The sequence below is a fragment of the Francisella adeliensis genome, from assembly GCF_003290445.1.
Lineage (GTDB): Bacteria > Pseudomonadota > Gammaproteobacteria > Francisellales > Francisellaceae > Francisella > Francisella adeliensis.
The window spans coordinates 1,966,047-1,986,075 of sequence record NZ_CP021781.1; the positions used below are offsets into that span (position 1 = coordinate 1,966,047).

A 20,029-nucleotide genomic window follows, 5' to 3' on the forward strand; every position below is an offset into this window, starting at 1 on the left:
CCTAAAATAATTTTATAGATTAAAACCTGCTAGTTACCTCGAAAGTAGTTTTAGTGTCTTTACATGAAACCATACCACCACCACCAGTAACAAAAGAAATTACGCAAGATTTAGAATTTATTATCCCGCCATGAATACCACACATAGCGGAATTTCTATCATTATCAACATGCTGGCTAAAAGCCTGACCATCACATGAAACTGATAATTCAGACATGAAATTCACAAGTTCTGACCATACTGACTTTCCTGGGTTTACTGGATCATGGAAAAGAAACTGTTTATCATCAAAGGGCTGACTTGCAAGTTTTATGGAAACGCATTGACCATTAGCAGAACTCATGTGTTTTGTAATAGAAGAATAGGTATCCATTGAAACCTCAAAACTCATTGAGAATTTAAAATTATCTATATACATCGTTTGAACCATAGCATCAAATCGTTTTTTTTCAGATGATGATCCTGAATCATAAGTCTCCACTGGTTTAATATCAATCTTTTCATCCCCCAAAGTAATAGTCAAAGCCCCCTCTTTTATCCCTAACCTAGGACTATTTCTATTCGCCATTACATCAGCAAATCCTCTTGAAAAATTGGCATTAAGCGAATTTCCATTATCGACTTTGTTTACGATGTCTCTGTTATCAATAATTATATTTTCCATATCGGTTCTCCGTTTTATTTTACGTTAAGTTATTTATTAAGTTTTTTTTAATTTCCCAGTCTTGTGTCTATTTTCATAACAACATCCATACCTTCAAATTTTATGTGTGGAAGTACAGTAATATTACAATTATAAAAGCCAGCCATTCCCCTAGACTTCATAACTTCAACAGCTGCAGCTTTAAATGGATAATACTGTCTAGTTAATGTAGATGGATTTGGTAAATCTGTTACATACCTATTAAGCCATGTGGATAATTTATCATTTAAATTGTTTTCATCCATCTCAGACCCTATAACATCTCTGGTATAGCACTTAATGTAATGTGCTATCTTAGAAATCGAAAAAGTGTATGGCAATTTAGTTACCATTTGACTATTTTCAGAGTCATTGTCATCTTCAAACTCCTCACTAACCTTTAGAGATTGAGCACTAAAAAAAGTAGCATTAGATGTCTTCTTCTCATAAACCAATGAAATGAACCCTGCTTTAGCTAATGCGTATTCTTTATGATCTGGCATTAAAAAATTAGTTGGTAAAATAAACGCATTAGGGTCTTTATGATTATAATTATAAATAGGTAAGCCTTCTACCAAACCACCACTAGTTGGTCCACATATAGACTGACACCACCCTGTTATCTCATATGACCTAAACAGATTTTTTGCAAACAATACTGCGGCGTTTCCCCATAAACAACTTTTTTGCGGCTCTACCATGTCTAGTTTTTCAGTAAAATTAGGTATAACTCCTTTACCAACCGGGTTTGTTTCTGGATTATAGGGGATTCTCAACATAAAATTAGGCAATGTTAAACCAACATATCCTGCTGATCTGGTTTTTCTAAAAGCATTCCACCTTCCATATTTAGGCTGTGACATTAATCCTTCTATATCTTTAATTTCTGAAAGGTTACTAAAACTATTTTCCCCAAAAAAATTAGGTGATACTGCAGATATAAAAGGAGCATGTGAAGCTTCTGCCACTTTTCCCATAGTATTCAACCACTCTATATCTTCAGGGGTATTACTATAAGAATATAAACCAATAATAGACCCAAATGGTTCTCCCCCGTATTGATCATATTCACTAACATATACTTTCTGAAATAAATCACTGCTTATAATGTCTGCACTATTAATTTCGAAATCTTCTGAAAGCTCTTCCTTGGTCACATCTATTATAGAAAGTTTAGTTTTATTATTATCAATAGAAGATGCTAATTCATAAACACTACGCCAATTTCTCTCTAAGTTCATAAAACTCTCATCTTTAAGAACTTCATCAACTTGGCTTGATATAACCTCATCTATTTTATCAATCAGGCTTTGCACAGAATCTTTATCTATTTTATCTCCAGAATTAGCCAACAACACGGTTAATGCTGTTAGAAATCTCTTTTCATAACTCTCTAGATCCATAGAACCTATATTGTCTTGCTCAATAATCTCGTAAGTATCACAAGAATTAAGCCCCGCTGACAACAATACATCATTACAATCTAATAACTCAGTACTACTCATCATTCTCACCCTTCTCCTTAGCTATTATTTTATAGGAAATTGCTGCATCTAAAGGCAATTGTTTTTTTATATTATCTAAATCATCTTTTTGGTTTAATAACCTGTTAACTAAATTCCTAAAATTCCTATTATTATCTATGCATGACTCATATTCTTTTAGCAGTTTTTTTAATTGTATTAGATTAGTCAGCTCTGGAATATTTTCTGCAATTTTATTTGGATTAAAAGACTTTATGGAGTCAATCTTAAAACCAACTTTAAGGACCCCTTGTTTTGAATCAATGCAGTTAGATATTGAAGCAGAATAGTTTATATTCATTTTACTCATTAACTCATTAAGATTTGGTCCTGCAACTTCATGAATCTCACGTTCACCTAAGTTCTTTTCTCTATCCTTTGAAGTCCCATTAGATAAATCAGCTAAAATAAGTTGTTTAAACGGTAATTCTTTGGCTTTCTTTACACCATTAACCTCCATTTCATAGGTTATATTAACCCTTGACTTTGGTATGAGATTATTTATCATCTTTCGTTTCCCTATTGTTTGACTCTTTCTATCCAAAATAATATTTTTTAACTCGTTTTGATGTAACTAGTAAAAATACTAAAAACTAAATCTTTGTTTTTAGTATTTTTACTAGATCTAAAAAGATAAAAACATGTTTAGAATTAAACTGCTGATTATTCACCATGACTAAAAATTTTATATATTACTAAAACTATAAAAATCAAGAGGAGCAATAAGAATGAAAAAACAATTACTATATCGGCAATATAGACATAGATCTATTTTTGATAATTTCAGCATGACTAAATCAACAGAAAAATTTTTAAAGACCTTAAAATCTAATCAAAGTCGAAATTATTGGCAAGGAAATGGATCCATGCTACTTAAGTTAAAATTTATTTATTGTGAAAATATAATGAGTTTAGATAAGCAGTTAATTGAAATATCAGAATGTTCTAATTTTGGTCCAGTAAGTGAATATTTAACAAAATATATTTCTTTTGGATTGTTGAGATTACGTTGTAGTGATAAATATTCAAATCCTAATGCTATAAATACATTATCTAGTGCGATAGAAGTTTCTATTAGAAAAATGAATTTTAGTAAACAATCTCAAGTAGATGATTTCATCTCATCTTACTTAGATAATATACAATTCATTTTGGATAATGATAAATACACGTTTGATACATTTTATATGATAGATGGTCAAGAATTTTATGGTCGAATTGAACTATCTGAGTTTCAACACTACTTATTATATGATTTTAAAAGAGATGACTTATTTTCACAAAAATCTTTCTCTTGTGTTAAATATATTGATTTTGTTTTAATAGCAAGATTAGTAGAAGTTTTAGATGCTGCAAATCATTATGAGCCACTACAATTGAATGTAATTGGAGATTTGAGTGTAGAATGTATTAATTATCAAAAAGCACTTGATAACTTTCATAAAGAATTATTAGAACAAGATAGTCCCAAAGCATCAATAGATATAATCAATGAATATTTAGTTTATGTTGGAGTAGAAAAGCAAAATGCTCATACTGTTGTTAACGCTTTGAAGAATATATTTTTTAAAGATGAATGTATAGCTATGAATCGAATGAATCTAAGTGTAATTGACAGTAAATACTTTATCTTAATGCGTAGGGGAGAGAAAGATGCAATTGATATGAGTAACCTAAGAAAATGGAAATCTACACCTAATCTAGGCAGATAACAGCTATTATGGGGCCCTTCTCCCTTTCTAGGGGTTGTAGAAGTCAAGCAGCATAAAGGTTATACTGTACATAGATTTGAGCAATGTACTCACTTTATGACCGACTTTACTCTTCCTTTAGATATAACCTCATTAGAAATAACCGCTCAAAGCATTGATAGTAAAGGGAATATTACTTTTACTGTGGTCAGTACATGTTCTGATACAACGTGCCATAACTGTGGAAAACTAGCAACTAAAGTATATGGTTCAACCCCTCCAAGAACAATTCAACATACCTCCATTTTAGACCGCAAAGTTTACCTTCAAATTAGGCCAGTTCGTTATGAATGTGAACATTGTGGTAGCACCACATCTGAGCTGTACGATTGGTGTGAGAGGAATGCAAAAGTTACAAAGGCATTGGAAGAATATATAATGCGTAATTTGATCAATAGTACAATTGAAGATGTTTCAAAAAAAATGAAAATAAGTTACAAAACAGTGGCAAGTGTAGTAGATAGAGAAGTATCATCATAAAGATGGGTTAGGATATACTTTCATGGCTGATACCGTGCTAGAGCTTGATAAAATTAATCATCAAGTTGCAGCTAGAATGGCTCGTAATCTCATGAGTTGGAAACGCTATGATGCAGATAGACAAGCTATGATGAAACAAGCTCTTGAGAAAATCAAAGCTTCAAACCCTAGTAAAAATGTCTTTGAAATTGTTAGTAAGAGTTTGGAGATGTAGTTGTTTCTTTTTTTGAAGAATATCCAAAACATTTAATGTAAGTTCTTTATGGGGCATATTTTTAACTATGTCAAAAGCGTATTATAAAAATATGTATTTTTGGATATATTAGAGTCCAATAACGTCGCAAGCAAGGGTTCTGCCTTGCTATATATCTCTATCACCACTCTGAAATCGAAGCCTCACTTGCCCAGAGCGAAGCAAGTATACTCCAAGAATGATGTAAAGGACATACTGATTAAGAAACGTCTGTCACCACCTCCAAAAGCATTGAAATCCACCGTCTCGACAAAACAAAGCGTAGCTAATGTTGCATACATAACAATTGAAACGAAGGGAGTGTGTTGCCAACGAGTTAAATAGCCAAAGACAAAATTATCCCGGTTGATGAAATTAACAGCCAATGTAGGAACTGCACTCCTAAAGGGAAGTTTGGATCTTGCAAACCAAACGCTACTGTAGGTACAAAGTATTCAATGAACCCGAGAGCTCCCCACACTATTAGCCCTAGTTTCATCGCCATGAGAATATAAATAAAATTATTGCTCACTCGTAAATTCTCCTATTCATCAATTGATACATAACTCCAGGTATAATAGGAGTGAGCAAAAGCCAACTGTTTTTTGCCCTTGCTTAACCGCTTGTTAGGCTACAATTTCGGTAACAACTTCAGTTTTCACTGAGTTAGCAATGAAGCATTGCTCATGTGATTGATGGTGCATTTTTTCAAGTTGCTCCATCGTTGGTTTTTTATCACCAGAAAACTGAACATGTGGTCTAAGTGTAACTTTAGTCATTGAAACTTTACCATCGCTATCTTTCTCCATAATACCAACAGCATCGTCTATATATGAATCTACAACATACCTTCTTTTGCCGATATTGATAAAAAGAATAACATGTGACAACTAGAAAGAGACGCAACAAATGCTTCTTCTGGATCTACATTTGCTTCAACGGAATAAGGTAAAGGAATTACGTGAGGTGAAGAAGAAGCTTGAACGGTTACACCTCCATCAAAGATCCATTCATGCCCACGGCTATACTTGTTATCAATATAACTTTCATTACTACCTCTAACCCAATTGATTTTGGCAAAATACTTTGGCATTTAAACTCCATTTATGAAAGTAGCCTAACAACTGTTCATATATTAATTATAATTATTCACGACATTACAATCAATCCTATAACAAAACAACTAATAAAGAAAACTTACTACGAAATTAGATTTATAAAAAGTCGAGAAAACAGAAGAATTTATAGTGATATACCTTATAAACACCTACAATAGATTTATCTATATTAAAAGTAAAAAATGTCAGTAGTCATATACCTATAGTCTCACCAACCTTTAAAATCAAAGCATTTTCTTGACCATATTTTTGATCTTCTGCAGCCTGTTTGAATCTTTTAGGAGGCTCAAAAAAAGGTTCTGGCGTAAGCCTGATAGTTCCCCAGTGCATACCTATAGTTTTTGTAGCCTTGATATCTCTAGCTATTTGAATTGCTTCTTCTGGAGTAGCATGTACAGAGCACATAAAGTCACGAGGCTCATACGCTCCTATACCTATCAAAGCTAAATCAAAATATTCTTCTTTTTTACCAATTTCTTTAAATACTTCTCCGAAAGCTGTATCACCTGAGAACCATATCTTCTTATTTTTATCTTTAATTGAGAAGCTAGCCCATAGAGTTTTATTTCCATCAAATAATCCTCGACCAGAAAAATGAACACAAGGTAAACAACCTATAGTAATATCATCTATATTAATTTCCTGCCACCAGTTCATTTCAGTTACATTACTAAACCCTCTTTTGATAAAAAAGCTACTAAGCCCAAGAGGTACTATTACTTTGATATCTTCTTTATTTGGAAAATCTTTTATAACTTTTGAATCTAAATGATCATAATGATTATGACTAATAATAATCATATCTATTTTTGGAAGTTCGCTTAAGTCTAATGGCGAGCTTATCTCTCTCTTTGGGCCTAAAAATCCAGGTCCAGCATTTTTACTCAAAAAAGGATCTGTAACAATAAAATAATCATTAAGCTTAATCAAAAAAGCAGCATGCCCTAGCCAAGTAATACTATAGTTATTAGCTTTGTTTAACTGTTCTAAAGCTTGTTGTTTTTCTAAAACATGGTCTTTTGGAAAACCATCTTTATATTTCTTAAACATAGAAGAAAAAACGAATTTTAAAAAGTCTTTACTTCCACCTTTACGCACAGGGCTACCTGTAGGATTAGAAAATCTATTTTCATTAGAGTTATTAATAGAGATAAGACTTCTCACGGTATATTTTTGGTCTATAAATAAGTATCTCATAATATAGATTTATGAAAACTATAAACTTTCAAAATCATATTCAGATTTACAGATATTTCGATTTAGATTTGTGATATTTAAGTTTGAAGTAGCCAATAACTCTATTAAATACTTTAGTTTATGAAAAATCGCCAATCAACTACTCTGCTGCGTAGGGTTAAGATCAGTAGTGAGTATGGGGGTAACAGGCGTTAAAGTAATGCTTTCTGAAGTTTTCATTGTATAGTTATTATTATTTTTATTAGGATCAAGGAAATATAAAGCATATAGCCCTACCAAAGCACTTATAGGTATTACAGCTATTGCAAGATAATCAGAAATTTCACCTGCTAAGTAGAAACATACAAACGGCAATAATCCACCAAATACCCCATAACCAACATTATAAGCTAAAGCAAATGCTGTATAGCGAATCTCTTTTGGTAAACACTCTGCGAAAATAACCATGATATTACCGTAGAATATACCAAAAACAATTGCCATAACCACAAAGAATAATATCAGTAATTCGTTATTCATCTTATATAACTGATATATTGGTAAAGACAGCACCAGCATTAATATCAAACCAAAGGTTATTATGCTTTTAATACTGAAGTATTTTGTTAGTCTTGCAGATATATGACAAGCTACAAGGAAAACGATTATGCTTATTGTCGTTAGAGCTGACACATTTACATTTGCTTGCCCTAAAACTTGCTTAACAATATTTGGAAGCATCGTAATTTGAAAGTATGCAACAACAGCTCCAGGAAAACACAGTACAAATATGAAAATAATACTTTTGTAATTTTTTAAAATTGTAGAGCTAAGCTTTATATTGCTTGCTACTGGCTTTTCTTCCTCATCCTTACTGTGCTTAATAAAGAAAGATATGATTACTAAAATAATAGCTATTGCAAAAAGTATTCTCCAACCACCGTTAGCCATTGATTCTTCAGGAATAAAATATCCTATAAGTTGGAAGCTTACTATTGCTAGCAAAACACCTCCCATTGCACTAGTAACAAAATTAACACCTGCTTTTGATTTACCATATACTGTGCTCTCGCTCTCAACAAGTATTATAAGTGATCCACTAGATTGACCACCTATTGCTATGCCTTGTGATATCCTAAAAATCACTAATATTAATGGTGCAAATATGCCAATGGTTGCGTACGATGGTAAAAGTGCCATACCTACGGTAGGAACCCCCATAAAGAATGCGGCTAAAGCTAAAGCAGTTGTTCTACTTTTTTTATCTCCAATATAGCCAAAAATTAGCCCGCCAATTGGACGAGCTAAAAACCCTGCTGCAAATGCACCAAACGCTGCTAAAAAGCTAGCAAAAGGACTACTCAACTCAGGGAAGAATGCAGCTCCAATATATACCGCACAAAACGAGTAAACTGTAAACTCATACCACTCAGCTGAGCTTGCTAGTAAAACTAAAAATTTCTTCATAATGATTCCGTTTATAAATGTTGTTCATAACATTAATATAAAAAAATAAATAAATACAGTACCTTACAGCGAATCTGCGTTGCGTTTTTTAGAACACAAAATCTATTTTTAGACACTTTTTATACAGCATTTAATTGTTTATGATGATTAGTCATAGGTAGTTGTAAAGTTAAAAAAGGTTTATAAAAATGACTAAAAAAAATGTAGGTGTTATTGGTCTCGGCAATATGGGTTATGGTATGTGTTATTCATTATTGCGTCATAAGTTTACTGTTATAGGAACAGATCTTGATGTAGAAAAGAAAGCTGCAGCTAAAGAGATAGGCGTTGTTATCGCTGATGATGTTAAAGAGTTGTGCTCTAAAGCAGACATAATCATCTTATCATTACCAATGTCTAAGCATGTCCAACAAGTAATTGAAGGTCCTGCTGGTATTATTGAAAATGCAAAACCTAATACCCTTATCATCGACACTTCAACTTCTGAACCAGAAGTTACTCGCCAGCTAGCAAGTAAGCTAAGTGATTATGGTCATCAGTTGTTAGATTGTCCTGTGAGTGGAGGTCCTGCTGGAAGTAAAAGTGGTACTATGCTGATGTTGGTTGGTGGTGAAGAGTCTGCTTTTAAGCGTGCTGAAACATATTTAGATGCTTTAACATCTAAAATCATTTATTTAGGTAAATCTGGTAATGGCAATATAGCAAAACTTATTAATAATCTTTTATGTGCTGCACATCTTGTTACTACCTCAGAGGCTGTAGCACTAGGTGAAAAGGCAGGTCTTGATGCTGAGAAGCTAATAGAAGGCTTGAATGCTGGTTCTGGTAGTAGTGCGATAAGCCAAGTTAACTATCCTCGTTGGATTTTAAATAATGCATTTGATTCAGGCTTTACTATGCAACTGATGCGTAAAGACGTTAACCTAGCAAAAAATTTAATTGGCGAAATGGACATGAAGTTACCAGTATCTGAACAAATATCAGAAATATGGGCTCAAAGTAAAGACAATATTCCTAATGAATATGACTTTAACTGCATTGTAAACAATAACAAATAGGATTTAAATATGAGTTTGATAGTTGAAAAAAATGGCGAAAAACAGATTGAAAAATTACTAACTGATTTTTTTGGTTCTACTACATTTGGTAGTTGGGTAAACGGTGAAATAGTTCAAGGTAAAGGAGAGATTATTGAACTAACTAACCCAGCTACTGGAAAAGTTTTTAAGTCTTACAAAGATGCTGGAAGTGATGTAGTCAATGCTGCTGCTGACTGTGCCGTCAAAGCACAAGAAAAATGGTGGGGACTTACTGCTAAAGATCGTGCTCAACTAATGTATAGATGCGGTGAAAGCATCCGCAATGTCTCAGATGAAATAGCAAATCTCGAAGCTATTTCTGCAGGCAAACCAATAAGAGAATGTCTTGTAGAAATATCTAAAGTAGCAGATATGTTTGAGTATTATGCTGGCTGGTGTGACAAAATGACTGGACAGGTAATTCCTGTCCCAACAAGTCACTTGAACTATACTCGTCATGAACCTTACGGTGTTGTCGCTCAGATTACACCTTGGAATGCCCCAGTCTTCACAGCAGGCTGGCAGATAGCACCTGCAATATGTGCAGGGAATGCTGTTTTACTGAAGCCTTCCGAACTAACTCCATTAAGCTCAACAATTTTGGTTTCAATTATTGAAAAGGCTGGGATTCCAAAAGGTCTTGTAAATGTTATTAATGGACTTGGAAACACTACAGGTGAAACAGCTATATCTAACCAAGCTGTCAAAAAAGTAATCTTTGTTGGATCACATAAAGTTGGTAGCATTATTGCGACACAGGCGGCAAAAAGAGTTATCCCTTGTGTTTTAGAGCTAGGTGGTAAGTCTGCAAACATTATATTTGATGATGCAAATTTAGATGATGCTATTGTTGGTGCACAAGCAGCTATATTCTCATCTGCTGGGCAAAGCTGTGTAGCTGGTTCTCGTTTATTAGTTCAGCGTGGTGTATATGATGAATTTGTTAAGAGACTTGTAAGTGCATCAAACAAGCTTTCTGCTGGCTTTCCTTGGGAAAAAACAACAATGGTTGGACCAATAAATAATTTAAAACAATATAATCATGTAAATAGCATGATAGCTGATGGCATAAAAGAAGGTGCTACAATTTCATGCGGTGGTAATAAACCTGAAGTTTCAGGTGGTGAAGAAGGCTACTTTTTGCGCCCAACAGTGATTACTGGTGTTAACAACTCTATGAAAGTTGCCCAAGAGGAAATTTTTGGTCCCGTAGTGGTTGTTATTCCATTTGATGATGAAAGTGATGCGGTATCTATTGCCAATGATAGTCGCTTTGGGTTAGCTGGTGCAGTTTGGACTGCTGATGTAGGGCGTGCACATAGAATGTCTGCTCTTATTAAAGCTGGAACATTTTGGATAAATTGTTATAAGGCTATTAATGTTATGTCTCCTTTTGGTGGTTTTGGTGAAAGTGGCTATGGGCGTTCAAGTGGTTATGAAGGCCTATTAGAATACACTCAGACGAAAAGTGTATGGGTTGAAACAGCTAAAGATTCTAATATCAAATTTGGCTACTCTGCATAAATAATAATTTTTTAAAGAGGTATAACATAATGAGTGAATTTCAACGAATTATAGATGCTGATAATTTATGGAGTATTATTTCTAAAGAAGCACAATCTATGGTAAATGAACATAATGTACTTTCTGAATTTTATAAAAAAAACATCATTCAACACGATAGTTTAGAGAAAGCTCTTGCTTATATTATTGCTAGTAAATTGAGCGATTCTGTAGAGTATATTACGGAATGGCAAAGCAATATACTAAAAATAATGCAGGAATGTCCAAATATTGCAGAGTCAGCGAAAGAAGATCTGCTATGTCAGTTAATTGAAAATGCATCAATAAAGGATCATCATACTCCTTTATTATACTTTAATGGTTACCTAGCATTGCAATGTTATCGTATTGCTCATTATTACTGGACTAAAAATAACTATACTATGGCTAGCTACATTCAGGGTAAGGTTACATCATTATTCTCAGTTGATATCCACCCTGCAGCTATTATTGGTAAAGGTATTTTTATGGATCATGCCTTTGGAATTGTCGTTGGAGAAACAGCTGTTATTGAAGACGGTGTAACAATTTTTCATGGAGTAACACTTGGAGGAAAAGGAAAACTTCAAGGTGACCGCCACCCTAAAGTTCGCAAAAATGTATTTATCGGTTCTGGAGCTACAATCTTAGGGAATATTGAAATTGGTGAAGGTGCTAAAATAGCAAGTGGAGCCGTCGTTATTAAACCAGTTTCACCAGGCGATACAATGATTGGAAGTATATCTAAATCAATAAGTACAATAAATAAGTCTTAATTAAATCATCAGGAAGTAAATTTTATGAGTAAGAAAAATCATTTAGGAATTGATCATCCGCTAGTTGCTGTAAGAAGTATAGATAAAGCAGTTGAAGATTTTACCCGTTTAGGTTTCTTTATTAACCCTCGTCATCATCATCCCTGGGGTACAGATAACCATTTATTGATGTTTCCAGAAAATTTTATTGAGGTAATTAGTATATATGATGATACTAAATTAGATTTACCGAATGAAAAAGGGTTTACCTTTGGTAGATTTATAAGTGATTCTATAAATCGTCGAGAAGGTATTTCATTAGTTGCTCTACATAGTACAGATGCACGAAAAGACCATGAACTATTAGAAAATAATAAAGTTGAAAACTCGGGTATTGTTGATTTTCGTAGAATTGCTCACTTACCAAATGGAACAACAGAAGTTTGTGTGTCTTTAGTAATGCTAATAAATAATAAGTTTCCATCGGTTTCACACTTTCTATGTCATCAACATAACCCTGAAACAATATGGATGAAGGAATGGATGGAACATCCAAATGGTGCTAATGGAATTACAAGTGTCTCGTATGTTACACATAATCCAGATGATTTATACTCACATTTTTGTGGTATTTATGGAGCGGATAAAATAACTAAAAATAAACCAGGTTATATGACTGTGCAAACAGATCGAGGAGTGTTTGAAATTTTATCTAAACCTCAAGCTAATGAGCGTTTTGCAGGTATTGATATCCCATTGACTGATGATCAGCTTCCAAGTGGTATAGCTATTAGTGTTAGTACTAAGTCTATTAGTAAAGCTAAATCACATCTTGATAACAATAAAGTTGAATATATTCAAACTACTGATAACTGCTTACTAATACCTGCTCACTATGCAGGCAATACTATTATCGAGATACATCAAGATATTATATAAGGAATTTAAACACTATGATTTTACTAGAAAGTGAATTGCATAAAGCTATGCGTGACTGGCGACGAGATATTCATAAACACCCAGAAACAGCATATGAAGAACATCGAACTTCTGCTAAAGTGGCAGAGTTACTTACTAGTTTTGGTTTAGATGTTGTAAGAGGACTCGCTATTACAGGAGTTGTAGCAACATTAAAAGGTAGACTCGGTGACGGTCCTTTAATAGGCTTGAGAGCGGATATGGATGCGTTGAACTTACAAGAATTAAATACTTTTTCTCATTGCTCTCACCATGATGGAAAAATGCATGCTTGTGGTCATGATGGACATACAGCCATGTTGCTAGGGGCAGCAAAATATTTAGCGGATGCACCTGATTTTTCAGGCACTGTGGTATTTATTTTTCAACCAGCAGAAGAAGGAGAAGCTGGTGCCAAATCAATGATTGCAGACGGTTTGTTTGATGATTTTAATGTCGATGCTGTCTATGGTATGCATAATTGGCCAGGACTTGAAGAAGGTAAGTTTGCGACACATAATGGTCCTGTTATGGCTGGGATGGATCTCTTTGACATCACAATTACAGGAAAAGGGGGTCACGCTGGCATGCCACATTTAGGCGTTGACCCTATTGCAGCTGCTGGACAACTTATTAATTCACTTCAAAATATTGTTAGCCGTGAAATACCCCCTTTAGAATCAGGAGTTATTAGTATAACAAAAATGTCTGGCGGTGAAGCCTATAATGTAATACCTAATGAAGTTACTCTATCGGGTACAGTTCGTTCATTTTCTACTGAAGTCCAAAATAAAATAGAAGATAGAATGAGGCAACAGGTAGAAAGTTTATCTCTATCTTTCGGCGCTAAAGGTAACCTTGATTATAGACGGATTTATCCTGCGACAATCAACGATCCAAAACATTTTGAGATTTGCACCAATGTTGCAACCTCTTTAGTTGGTAACGATAATGTAGATTCATTCTCTCATCCTAGCATGGGATCAGAAGATTTTGCATTTATGTTAGAGAAACGACCAGGTGCGTATATTTGGATTGGAAATGGAGTAACTAAAGATGGCGCTTCTGGCCTACATAATCCTTTTTACGACTTTAATGACAATATTCTTGTTTTAGGTGCTAACTACTGGGTTAATTTAGTTCAAAAAGTATGTGTTACTTCGTGATTTCAGATAGGAGAGTTCAGCTTTGAAGCATATTACTAAATTTAGATATTTAAATAGTAAAAGACTTGTATATCTTTACCAAGTTATTAGTTTAGGGTCTATTAGATCTGCTGCTGATAAACTAAATATTTCACCATCATCTATCAGTCGTCAAATTTCTTTATTGGAGCAAGAACTTTCTTGCACTTTAATTCAAAGACACAATAAAGGTGTTGTTCTTACTGAAGCTGGGAAGACTGTGCTTGATTTTTATCATAAGCAACAACTTGATAAAGAGATTTGTATTTCTAAATTACAGGCTTTACAAGGACTACAATCTGGACACATAAAACTATCAATTGGCGAAGGTTTTATAACAGATTTGATGATGAATTTTATTCCTGATTTTAATCGCAAATATCCCGGAATCACTATTTCTATTAGTGTTGATAGCACAAATGATATGCTGCGTAAAATTGAAACAGGAGAGTCTCATATCGCTTTAGCATTTAACCCATCTGAGAATCAAAATATTAATTCAGTCATTATTGCTGATCAGCCTGTTTATGCTATTGCCTCACCGGATCATGAATTAGCTACATCACAGAAGAACATTACTTTGAAGCAACTAGGCGAATACCCTATTGCATTACAAGAAAATAATTTTGGTATACGAAGCTTACTTGCAAAAACTGAAATTGAGAAAAATGTATATTTAAAACCTGTTTTAACCACGAACTCTATTTCAACACTTAAGTACTTTGCTTTATCAGGTATAGGAATTACATTTTTGCCTAAATTTGTTGTTTCTGAAGAGTTAAACAATAATAAGCTCATAGCTTTAAAAACAACAACGGAAGGTTCAATCATGGGGCAATCGCATCTACTTGTACATGCTAAGCGTGAATTACCTGAATGTTCTCATAAGTTTTTACAACTTATTAATTCTTGGATGAAAAAAATTAAGGACAATAAAAGTCATGAGCAATTGCTACAATAAAAAACCAAGTCTTATATCAACTATAGCTCTCGGTATAACTTGCATGTTAGGAAGTGGATGGCTATTTGCAGCATATTATGCTGCAAAGAATACTGGTCCATCAGCATATATATCGTGGATTATTGGTGCAATCTTGGCACTTATTTTATCGCTGTTATTAGCAGAGATGACATGTTCACATACTAAAGAAACGTCTTTTTTTACTAGACTTTTTACAATTAGCCATAAAAATGAAGATTTTGGATTTATAACATCAAGTGCTGCCTGGTTAGCCCTTGTTGTTACTATTGCATCTGAAGCATCAGCAACTATCCAATATTTAAGTGCGGCATTCCCTGTTTTAGAGCCTTATATATATGTTGATAGTAACCTTACAAATATAGGAATACTCCTTGTCATCTTAGTTTTAAGCTTATATGTTCTTGTAAACTTCTGGGGTATCCGTTTTTTAGTTAAAGTTAGCAATGTTATTACATTATTTAAAATCATTATCCCTACTTCAACAGTAATAATTTTAATGGTAGCAGCATTTCATACTAGCAATTTCACTTCTCATGGGTTTGCACCATACGGCTATGGAAATATTTTCAGTACTGTAGTTGACTCTGGGATTTTTTACTCTTTCTATGGTTTTGCGATACTTGCTACTTTTAGTTCAGAATTAGATAACCCCAAAAGAAATATTCCAATTGCTTTAGCTGCATCAATTTTCATTATATTAGCTATATATTTAGGTTTACAGACTGCATTTATTGGTGCTTTACCTGTAGAGATGGTAGCAAAGGGTTGGGCTCATTTAGACTTTAGCTCACCTTTAGCACAATTACTATTACTTTTCCAAATAAATATATTAGCTATATGGGCAACTGTTATATATCTTGATGCTATGGTTAGCCCTTCTGGGACAGGGGTAGTATATGCTGCATCAGCAAGCCGTATGTTACAAGGCATGGCTGAGGATAGACAGGCTCCAGCATATTTTAAAAAAACACACCCTATCTATAATTTTTCTCATCGCTCTCTTATCTTCACTATTTTAGTTTGTATGGGAGTTGTTGTGTTTTTTAAAAATTGGCAAGATATTGTGATTGTTGTTACAGTTTTTCAATTACTATCAGTTGTCGCAATTCCAGTATCTTATACAAAATTCAAATTAAACGAATCTGCACAACATAAAAGCATTAAGCAATTTAGAATGCCTTGTGGCAAGGTTTTAAGTTATTTTATGTTTTTATTTATCACCTATATGTTAGCACAAGCAAAAGTAGAGATTTTAGTACTAGTATTAATACTTAGTCTTGTAATGTTTTTGTTTTATTCTGTAACTAGCTATAAATATCAGATTCGAAAAGTATTGATTTCTTTAGCCTCTTCTTGCAGTATTTTCGCTTATATGGCATTTTCTATTGTTATAGGCTATATGAATGAGTATGGGGTTTTATTTCAGCCATTATATTTTTTATGTTTTATTGTTATCTCAACAATTATGTATTCTTGGCTACTTTCTCAAAAGAATTACCATAAATAAATATTGCTAAAAAAGTATATAGAGATCCCTACAAATAGCATATATCAATTATAAAAAAGGGTTAAGTAACTGAAGTTTGAGCATAAATAGCATGATCAACAATTTGCCCATTTAAATTCTCTGCATTAGAAATTATTCCCTCTAATTTCATTCCAAGACGCTTACAAACAGCTCTACTAGCTAAATTTTCGACTGCTACAGATATTTGAACCTTCTGCATTTTTAACTCATTAAATGCTATATCGATAAGCTTATTACAAACACGCGTGATAATACCGCTACCTTGAGCTGACTCTTTTACCCAATAGCCGATTTCAACCTTTTTCAAACTATGGTTTATACTGTTAAAACTTGCATTACCGACTAACTCATTATTAAACCAAATAGCACAAACCATTGATTTACCATCAGCATAATCGTGAAGAGATTTGCGAATAAACAAAGTAGAATCCTGCTCACTCTTATATGATGAAACCCATGGTAACCACCTCTCAAGATAAGTAGCATTTTCTTTGATTAACTTGAAATATATTGGAGCAAAGGATTCTTGTACTAACGCTAAACTAATATCTTTATCTATCTTGATACTAAACAACTTATCTTCCATTAAACATCTCACTGACACTCAATTATAATTGCTAATTGCCATTATCTCAATCAAGCTACAATGTATAATTTTGATTAATTTGTATTATAATCACTAGCGAAAGTTAAACTATAAAGGATTGACACATAGCTCAACTCCTACGGTCATATTGTTTGATGTTGTTTTTTGTAGGGGTAAACCTATGTGTTTACCTTTTCTTTGATTGTTATAACTATTATTTTAAAATAGTTTCAAAGAAACAAAGAATTTTTTTCTCATTTCCATTAGAATTACCCTAACTAAAATGCATTAATTAAAAAGATGGAAACCATACTAGCGAAGATTGTTGAAGAAAAGAAAAAATGGTTATTTACTAAGAAGAGACTTTTTCCTCTAGAGATATTTAAAGAAGATGTAAAGAAAACAGATAGAAGTTTTTATGAAGCACTAGATTCTGAGCAAGCTGTTTTCATATTAGAGTGCAAAAAAGGCTCTCCATCTAAAGGTCTTATCCGTAAAAAGTTTGATTTGAATGAGATTGCTAGCGTATATAAAAACTATGCAAACGCTATATCTGTACTTACAGATGAAAAGTTCTTTATGGGTAGTTTTGCTAATTTAGAAATTGTTAGAAATCAAGTTAAGCAACCTGTATTATGTAAAGACTTTATGATCGATGAGTATCAAATATATTTAGCAAGATACTACAAAGCTGACGCTATACTACTAATGCTTTCTGTGCTTACAGATGATGAGTACAAAAAACTTGCAAAAGTGGCTCATAGACTCAACATGGGAGTTTTAACAGAAGCTAGTAATGAAGAAGAATTAAATAGAGCCATAAAACTTAAGGCTAAAGTTATTGGGATAAATAATCGTAACCTTAGAGACCTCTCTGTTGATTTAAACACTACTAGATTATTAGCTCCTAAGGTGCCTAAAGGGACTATCATCATTTCTGAATCTGGTATCTATAAAAACCAAGAGGTTCGTGAACTTAGAAGTTTTGTAAATGGATTCTTGATTGGTAGCTCTATTATGGGAGAAAGAAATCTTGAGCTTGCTGTTAGAAAAATTGTTTATGGTTTCAATAAAATCTGTGGTCTTACAAGTATAGAAAATGCTCAAAAAGCCTACAATGCTGGAGCTATATACGGTGGTTTTATATTTGTGAAGGAGTCGCCAAGATATATAGATTTTGAAACTGCAAAAAAAGTGGCTAGAAAAGTTAAACTAAACTATATAGGTGTATTTGCAGATGCTCCAATTAAAGAAGTTGTTGATACTGCTTATGGTTTAAGGTTAAATGCTATACAGCTACATGGAAATGAAAGCCAAGAATATATTAATGACTTAAAAGCTAAACTACATAGAAATTGCCAGCTATGGAAAGCATACGGTGTTGATAAATCTATCCCTGAATTTTTAGACAATATTGATTACCATCTTTTAGACACTAAAATAGGTGGTAAATCTGGTGGTACTGGCAGAAGCTTCGACTGGGATCTTATAAAAGATAAAAAAAATATCATCTTATCTGGTGGATTAAACTCAAATAATATTAGCAAGGCCATCGGATTAAAATGCTCTGCTTATGATATAAACTCTGGAGTTGAATCAAAACCAGGAGAAAAAGACGAGCAAAAACTTAAAAGAGTTTTTGACAAAATCAGAAACTACTAAAACAAAAAGAGGTTTAAGATGACTAACTACATCGTAGCTTTTGTTATAGCAACTATTATTTACTTGATAGCTATTAGGTATTTACAACAGTTATGCCCAATGAGCAAGTTTTTTAAGTTTATAATCTATATCTGTATATCAACAGTTGCTCTCCCTGCTGTCAACTATCTCCATCCACCAGCAAATGGTGAAGATGATATTGTGACATCTCTTATGAGTAAATTTTCAAGTACAGAAAATGAAATTAGTGGCGACTGGCAAAGTGCTCAACAGCAAGCTAATAGCTTAATACATGGTAGTAGCTCTCAAGATTCATCAGAAACTAATAATTCTAGTGGCATAAGAACTACTACATTTGCAGATGAAAGAAGTGTTGATGATCAATCCCAAGATATTATCATAGGCAGAAACGGTAAAGAATTGGATTAAAAAAACTATTCAAATAACTCTCGAATAAGGTTCGATTTCTTTGTATCACTAAACTTATAGACATAATAACTATGCAAAGCACCTTCTTGATAATGAAGTTTATCATTGATTTTAACTAAACTATCTCTATCCTCTTCTCTCAACAAAACAGTTGGTAAAAACCCATATCCGAGTCCTTGATTTATAGCGTTTAATACAGACATACATGAGCTTAAAGGCATCATATTTTTTATATTACGATTACCGACAGACTTAGCTTCTGTAATAAATCTAGCTTTGCTAATCATCTCATTCACATTCCGGTATTTATTAAGTAACCCGGATGAAGCATATGCATCAAATTCAATATGATAGTATAGGTCAGCATAAAAGCCCTGCTTTTCAATCGCTATCAACTCCTCTTGATTTAGAACCATAATTGCAACATCAACATCATAATTTAAGATCTTCTCAAGCACACTCTGTTTATGGTCAACAATTAAATCGTAGGCAAATAATGGTTTCTTATTCATAAAGGTGTTTATCCTATTAAACACACTTTGCTCAAAGATTTGAGACATTGCTATCTTAATCTTTGGTGGTGAGCTTCTTAAATCAGGTAAACCAACATGATTTATCTCATCAATTCTCTCTAAAACAGGACTTATTAGGCTATAAAAAGACTCGCCTTTACTTGTTATGACTAATTTTTTATTTTTTCGCTCAAAAAGATCTATCTCTAGAATCTCTTCTAGATTTTGCAGCTGCTTTGTTATAGCTGGAGGTGTCAAAAATAATAGTTGTGCGACTTGACGAAGGTTTTTGTATTTTACAATTGCAGCAAAAATCTTAAGTTGGTGTAATGTGTAATTCATACTCTCTCCATAGTTAACTAAAAGCTAACAAAATATCAAAAA

Annotated in this window: 20 protein-coding genes and 1 pseudogene; 12 read left to right on the forward strand and 9 right to left on the reverse strand. The window is 33.2% G+C overall.

Going from position 1 to position 20,029, the window contains the following annotated elements:
- Positions 1 to 19 precede the first annotated feature (19 nt).
- Genes CDH04_RS09345 through tssB form a run of 3 tightly spaced genes read right to left on the reverse strand, consistent with a single transcriptional unit; the run spans position 20 to position 2,713 of the window.
- Entirely contained in the window at positions 20 to 664 is a 645-nt protein-coding gene (locus CDH04_RS09345) for a hypothetical protein (protein ID WP_112870758.1), read from the reverse strand.
- A 47-nt stretch (positions 665 to 711) separates the two neighbouring features.
- Positions 712 to 2,190, reverse strand: coding sequence for a type VI secretion system contractile sheath large subunit (gene tssC / locus CDH04_RS09350; RefSeq protein ID WP_112870759.1), 1,479 nt, complete (start codon positions 2,188 to 2,190; stop codon positions 712 to 714).
- On the reverse strand, positions 2,180 to 2,713 hold the full coding sequence (tssB, locus tag CDH04_RS09355) for a type VI secretion system contractile sheath small subunit (protein WP_112870760.1): 534 nt from the start codon (positions 2,711 to 2,713) through the stop codon (positions 2,180 to 2,182). The genes tssC and tssB overlap by 11 nt, the downstream gene beginning before the upstream one ends.
- Positions 2,714 to 3,071: 358 nt before the next feature.
- Here tssB and CDH04_RS09360 point away from each other — a divergent pair, with 358 nt between their 5' ends.
- From CDH04_RS09360 to CDH04_RS09370, 3 genes and pseudogenes are all read left to right on the forward strand, one after another.
- Entirely contained in the window at positions 3,072 to 3,917 is an 846-nt protein-coding gene (locus tag CDH04_RS09360; protein ID WP_112870761.1) for a hypothetical protein, read from the forward strand.
- A gap of 96 nt (positions 3,918 to 4,013) precedes the next feature.
- Positions 4,014 to 4,436, forward strand: a complete 423-nt coding sequence (locus CDH04_RS09365; RefSeq protein WP_112870762.1) for a helix-turn-helix domain-containing protein — start codon at positions 4,014 to 4,016, stop codon at positions 4,434 to 4,436.
- A pseudogene (locus CDH04_RS09370) lies at positions 4,423 to 4,650 on the forward strand (aminopeptidase N C-terminal domain-containing protein); the annotation flags it as partial. The gene CDH04_RS09365 and the pseudogene CDH04_RS09370, both read left to right, overlap by 14 nt.
- A 644-nt stretch (positions 4,651 to 5,294) precedes the next feature.
- On the opposite strand, the gene CDH04_RS09905 reads toward CDH04_RS09370, so the two are convergent.
- From CDH04_RS09905 to CDH04_RS09390, 4 genes are all read right to left on the reverse strand, one after another.
- Positions 5,295 to 5,477 carry an OsmC family protein gene (locus tag CDH04_RS09905; RefSeq protein ID WP_200164515.1) on the reverse strand — a complete coding sequence of 61 codons (183 nt, stop codon included), beginning with the start codon at positions 5,475 to 5,477 and terminating at the stop codon, positions 5,295 to 5,297.
- Positions 5,478 to 5,506: 29 nt separating this feature from the next.
- Positions 5,507 to 5,761, reverse strand: a complete 255-nt coding sequence (locus tag CDH04_RS09910) for an OsmC family protein (protein ID WP_200164516.1) — start codon at positions 5,759 to 5,761, stop codon at positions 5,507 to 5,509.
- A 217-nt stretch (positions 5,762 to 5,978) separates the two neighbouring features.
- Positions 5,979 to 6,950: an MBL fold metallo-hydrolase gene (locus CDH04_RS09385; RefSeq protein WP_174208892.1), complete on the reverse strand. Its 972-nt coding sequence runs from the start codon at positions 6,948 to 6,950 to the stop codon at positions 5,979 to 5,981.
- A 168-nt stretch (positions 6,951 to 7,118) separates the two neighbouring features.
- Positions 7,119 to 8,429, reverse strand: coding sequence for an MFS transporter (locus tag CDH04_RS09390; RefSeq protein ID WP_112870766.1), 1,311 nt, complete (start codon positions 8,427 to 8,429; stop codon positions 7,119 to 7,121).
- 188 nt (positions 8,430 to 8,617) lie between these two features.
- Here CDH04_RS09390 and CDH04_RS09395 point away from each other — a divergent pair, with 188 nt between their 5' ends.
- From CDH04_RS09395 to CDH04_RS09425, 7 genes are read left to right on the forward strand one after another with little or no spacing between them, the layout of a single operon-like run.
- Complete coding sequence (locus CDH04_RS09395; protein ID WP_112870767.1) at positions 8,618 to 9,487, forward strand: NAD(P)-dependent oxidoreductase; 870 nt, start codon at positions 8,618 to 8,620, stop codon at positions 9,485 to 9,487.
- Positions 9,488 to 9,496: 9 nt separating this feature from the next.
- Positions 9,497 to 11,032 (forward strand): aldehyde dehydrogenase family protein, encoded by a 1,536-nt coding sequence (locus CDH04_RS09400; protein ID WP_112870768.1) that lies wholly within the window; start codon positions 9,497 to 9,499, stop codon positions 11,030 to 11,032.
- Between the two features lie 29 nt (positions 11,033 to 11,061).
- The gene (gene epsC, locus CDH04_RS09405) at positions 11,062 to 11,826 is read left to right on the forward strand and encodes a serine O-acetyltransferase EpsC (RefSeq protein ID WP_112870769.1); all 765 of its coding nucleotides are present in this window, start codon (positions 11,062 to 11,064) and stop codon (positions 11,824 to 11,826) included.
- Between the two features lie 24 nt (positions 11,827 to 11,850).
- Positions 11,851 to 12,744: a VOC family protein gene (locus tag CDH04_RS09410; protein ID WP_112870770.1), complete on the forward strand. Its 894-nt coding sequence runs from the start codon at positions 11,851 to 11,853 to the stop codon at positions 12,742 to 12,744.
- Between the two features lie 14 nt (positions 12,745 to 12,758).
- Positions 12,759 to 13,928: a M20 aminoacylase family protein gene (locus CDH04_RS09415; RefSeq protein ID WP_112870771.1), complete on the forward strand. Its 1,170-nt coding sequence runs from the start codon at positions 12,759 to 12,761 to the stop codon at positions 13,926 to 13,928.
- 22 nt (positions 13,929 to 13,950) lie between these two features.
- Entirely contained in the window at positions 13,951 to 14,907 is a 957-nt protein-coding gene (locus tag CDH04_RS09420) for a LysR family transcriptional regulator (protein WP_112870772.1), read from the forward strand.
- Complete coding sequence (locus CDH04_RS09425) at positions 14,888 to 16,435, forward strand: APC family permease (RefSeq protein ID WP_112870773.1); 1,548 nt, start codon at positions 14,888 to 14,890, stop codon at positions 16,433 to 16,435. The genes CDH04_RS09420 and CDH04_RS09425 overlap by 20 nt, the downstream gene beginning before the upstream one ends.
- 61 nt (positions 16,436 to 16,496) lie before the next feature.
- Here CDH04_RS09425 and CDH04_RS09430 read toward each other — a convergent pair whose 3' ends face one another.
- Entirely contained in the window at positions 16,497 to 17,042 is a 546-nt protein-coding gene (locus CDH04_RS09430; protein WP_234393458.1) for a GNAT family N-acetyltransferase, read from the reverse strand.
- 300 nt (positions 17,043 to 17,342) lie between these two features.
- Between CDH04_RS09430 and trpCF the strand changes: the two genes are divergently transcribed.
- Both trpCF and CDH04_RS09440 read left to right on the forward strand, forming a co-directional pair.
- Positions 17,343 to 18,704, forward strand: a complete 1,362-nt coding sequence (trpCF, locus tag CDH04_RS09435; protein WP_112870774.1) for a bifunctional indole-3-glycerol-phosphate synthase TrpC/phosphoribosylanthranilate isomerase TrpF — start codon at positions 17,343 to 17,345, stop codon at positions 18,702 to 18,704.
- Between the two features lie 18 nt (positions 18,705 to 18,722).
- Positions 18,723 to 19,133, forward strand: coding sequence for a hypothetical protein (locus CDH04_RS09440; RefSeq protein WP_112870775.1), 411 nt, complete (start codon positions 18,723 to 18,725; stop codon positions 19,131 to 19,133).
- Between the two features lie 5 nt (positions 19,134 to 19,138).
- Here CDH04_RS09440 and CDH04_RS09445 read toward each other — a convergent pair whose 3' ends face one another.
- On the reverse strand, positions 19,139 to 19,987 hold the full coding sequence (locus tag CDH04_RS09445) for a LysR family transcriptional regulator (RefSeq protein WP_112870776.1): 849 nt from the start codon (positions 19,985 to 19,987) through the stop codon (positions 19,139 to 19,141).
- Positions 19,988 to 20,029: the final 42 nt, after the last annotated feature.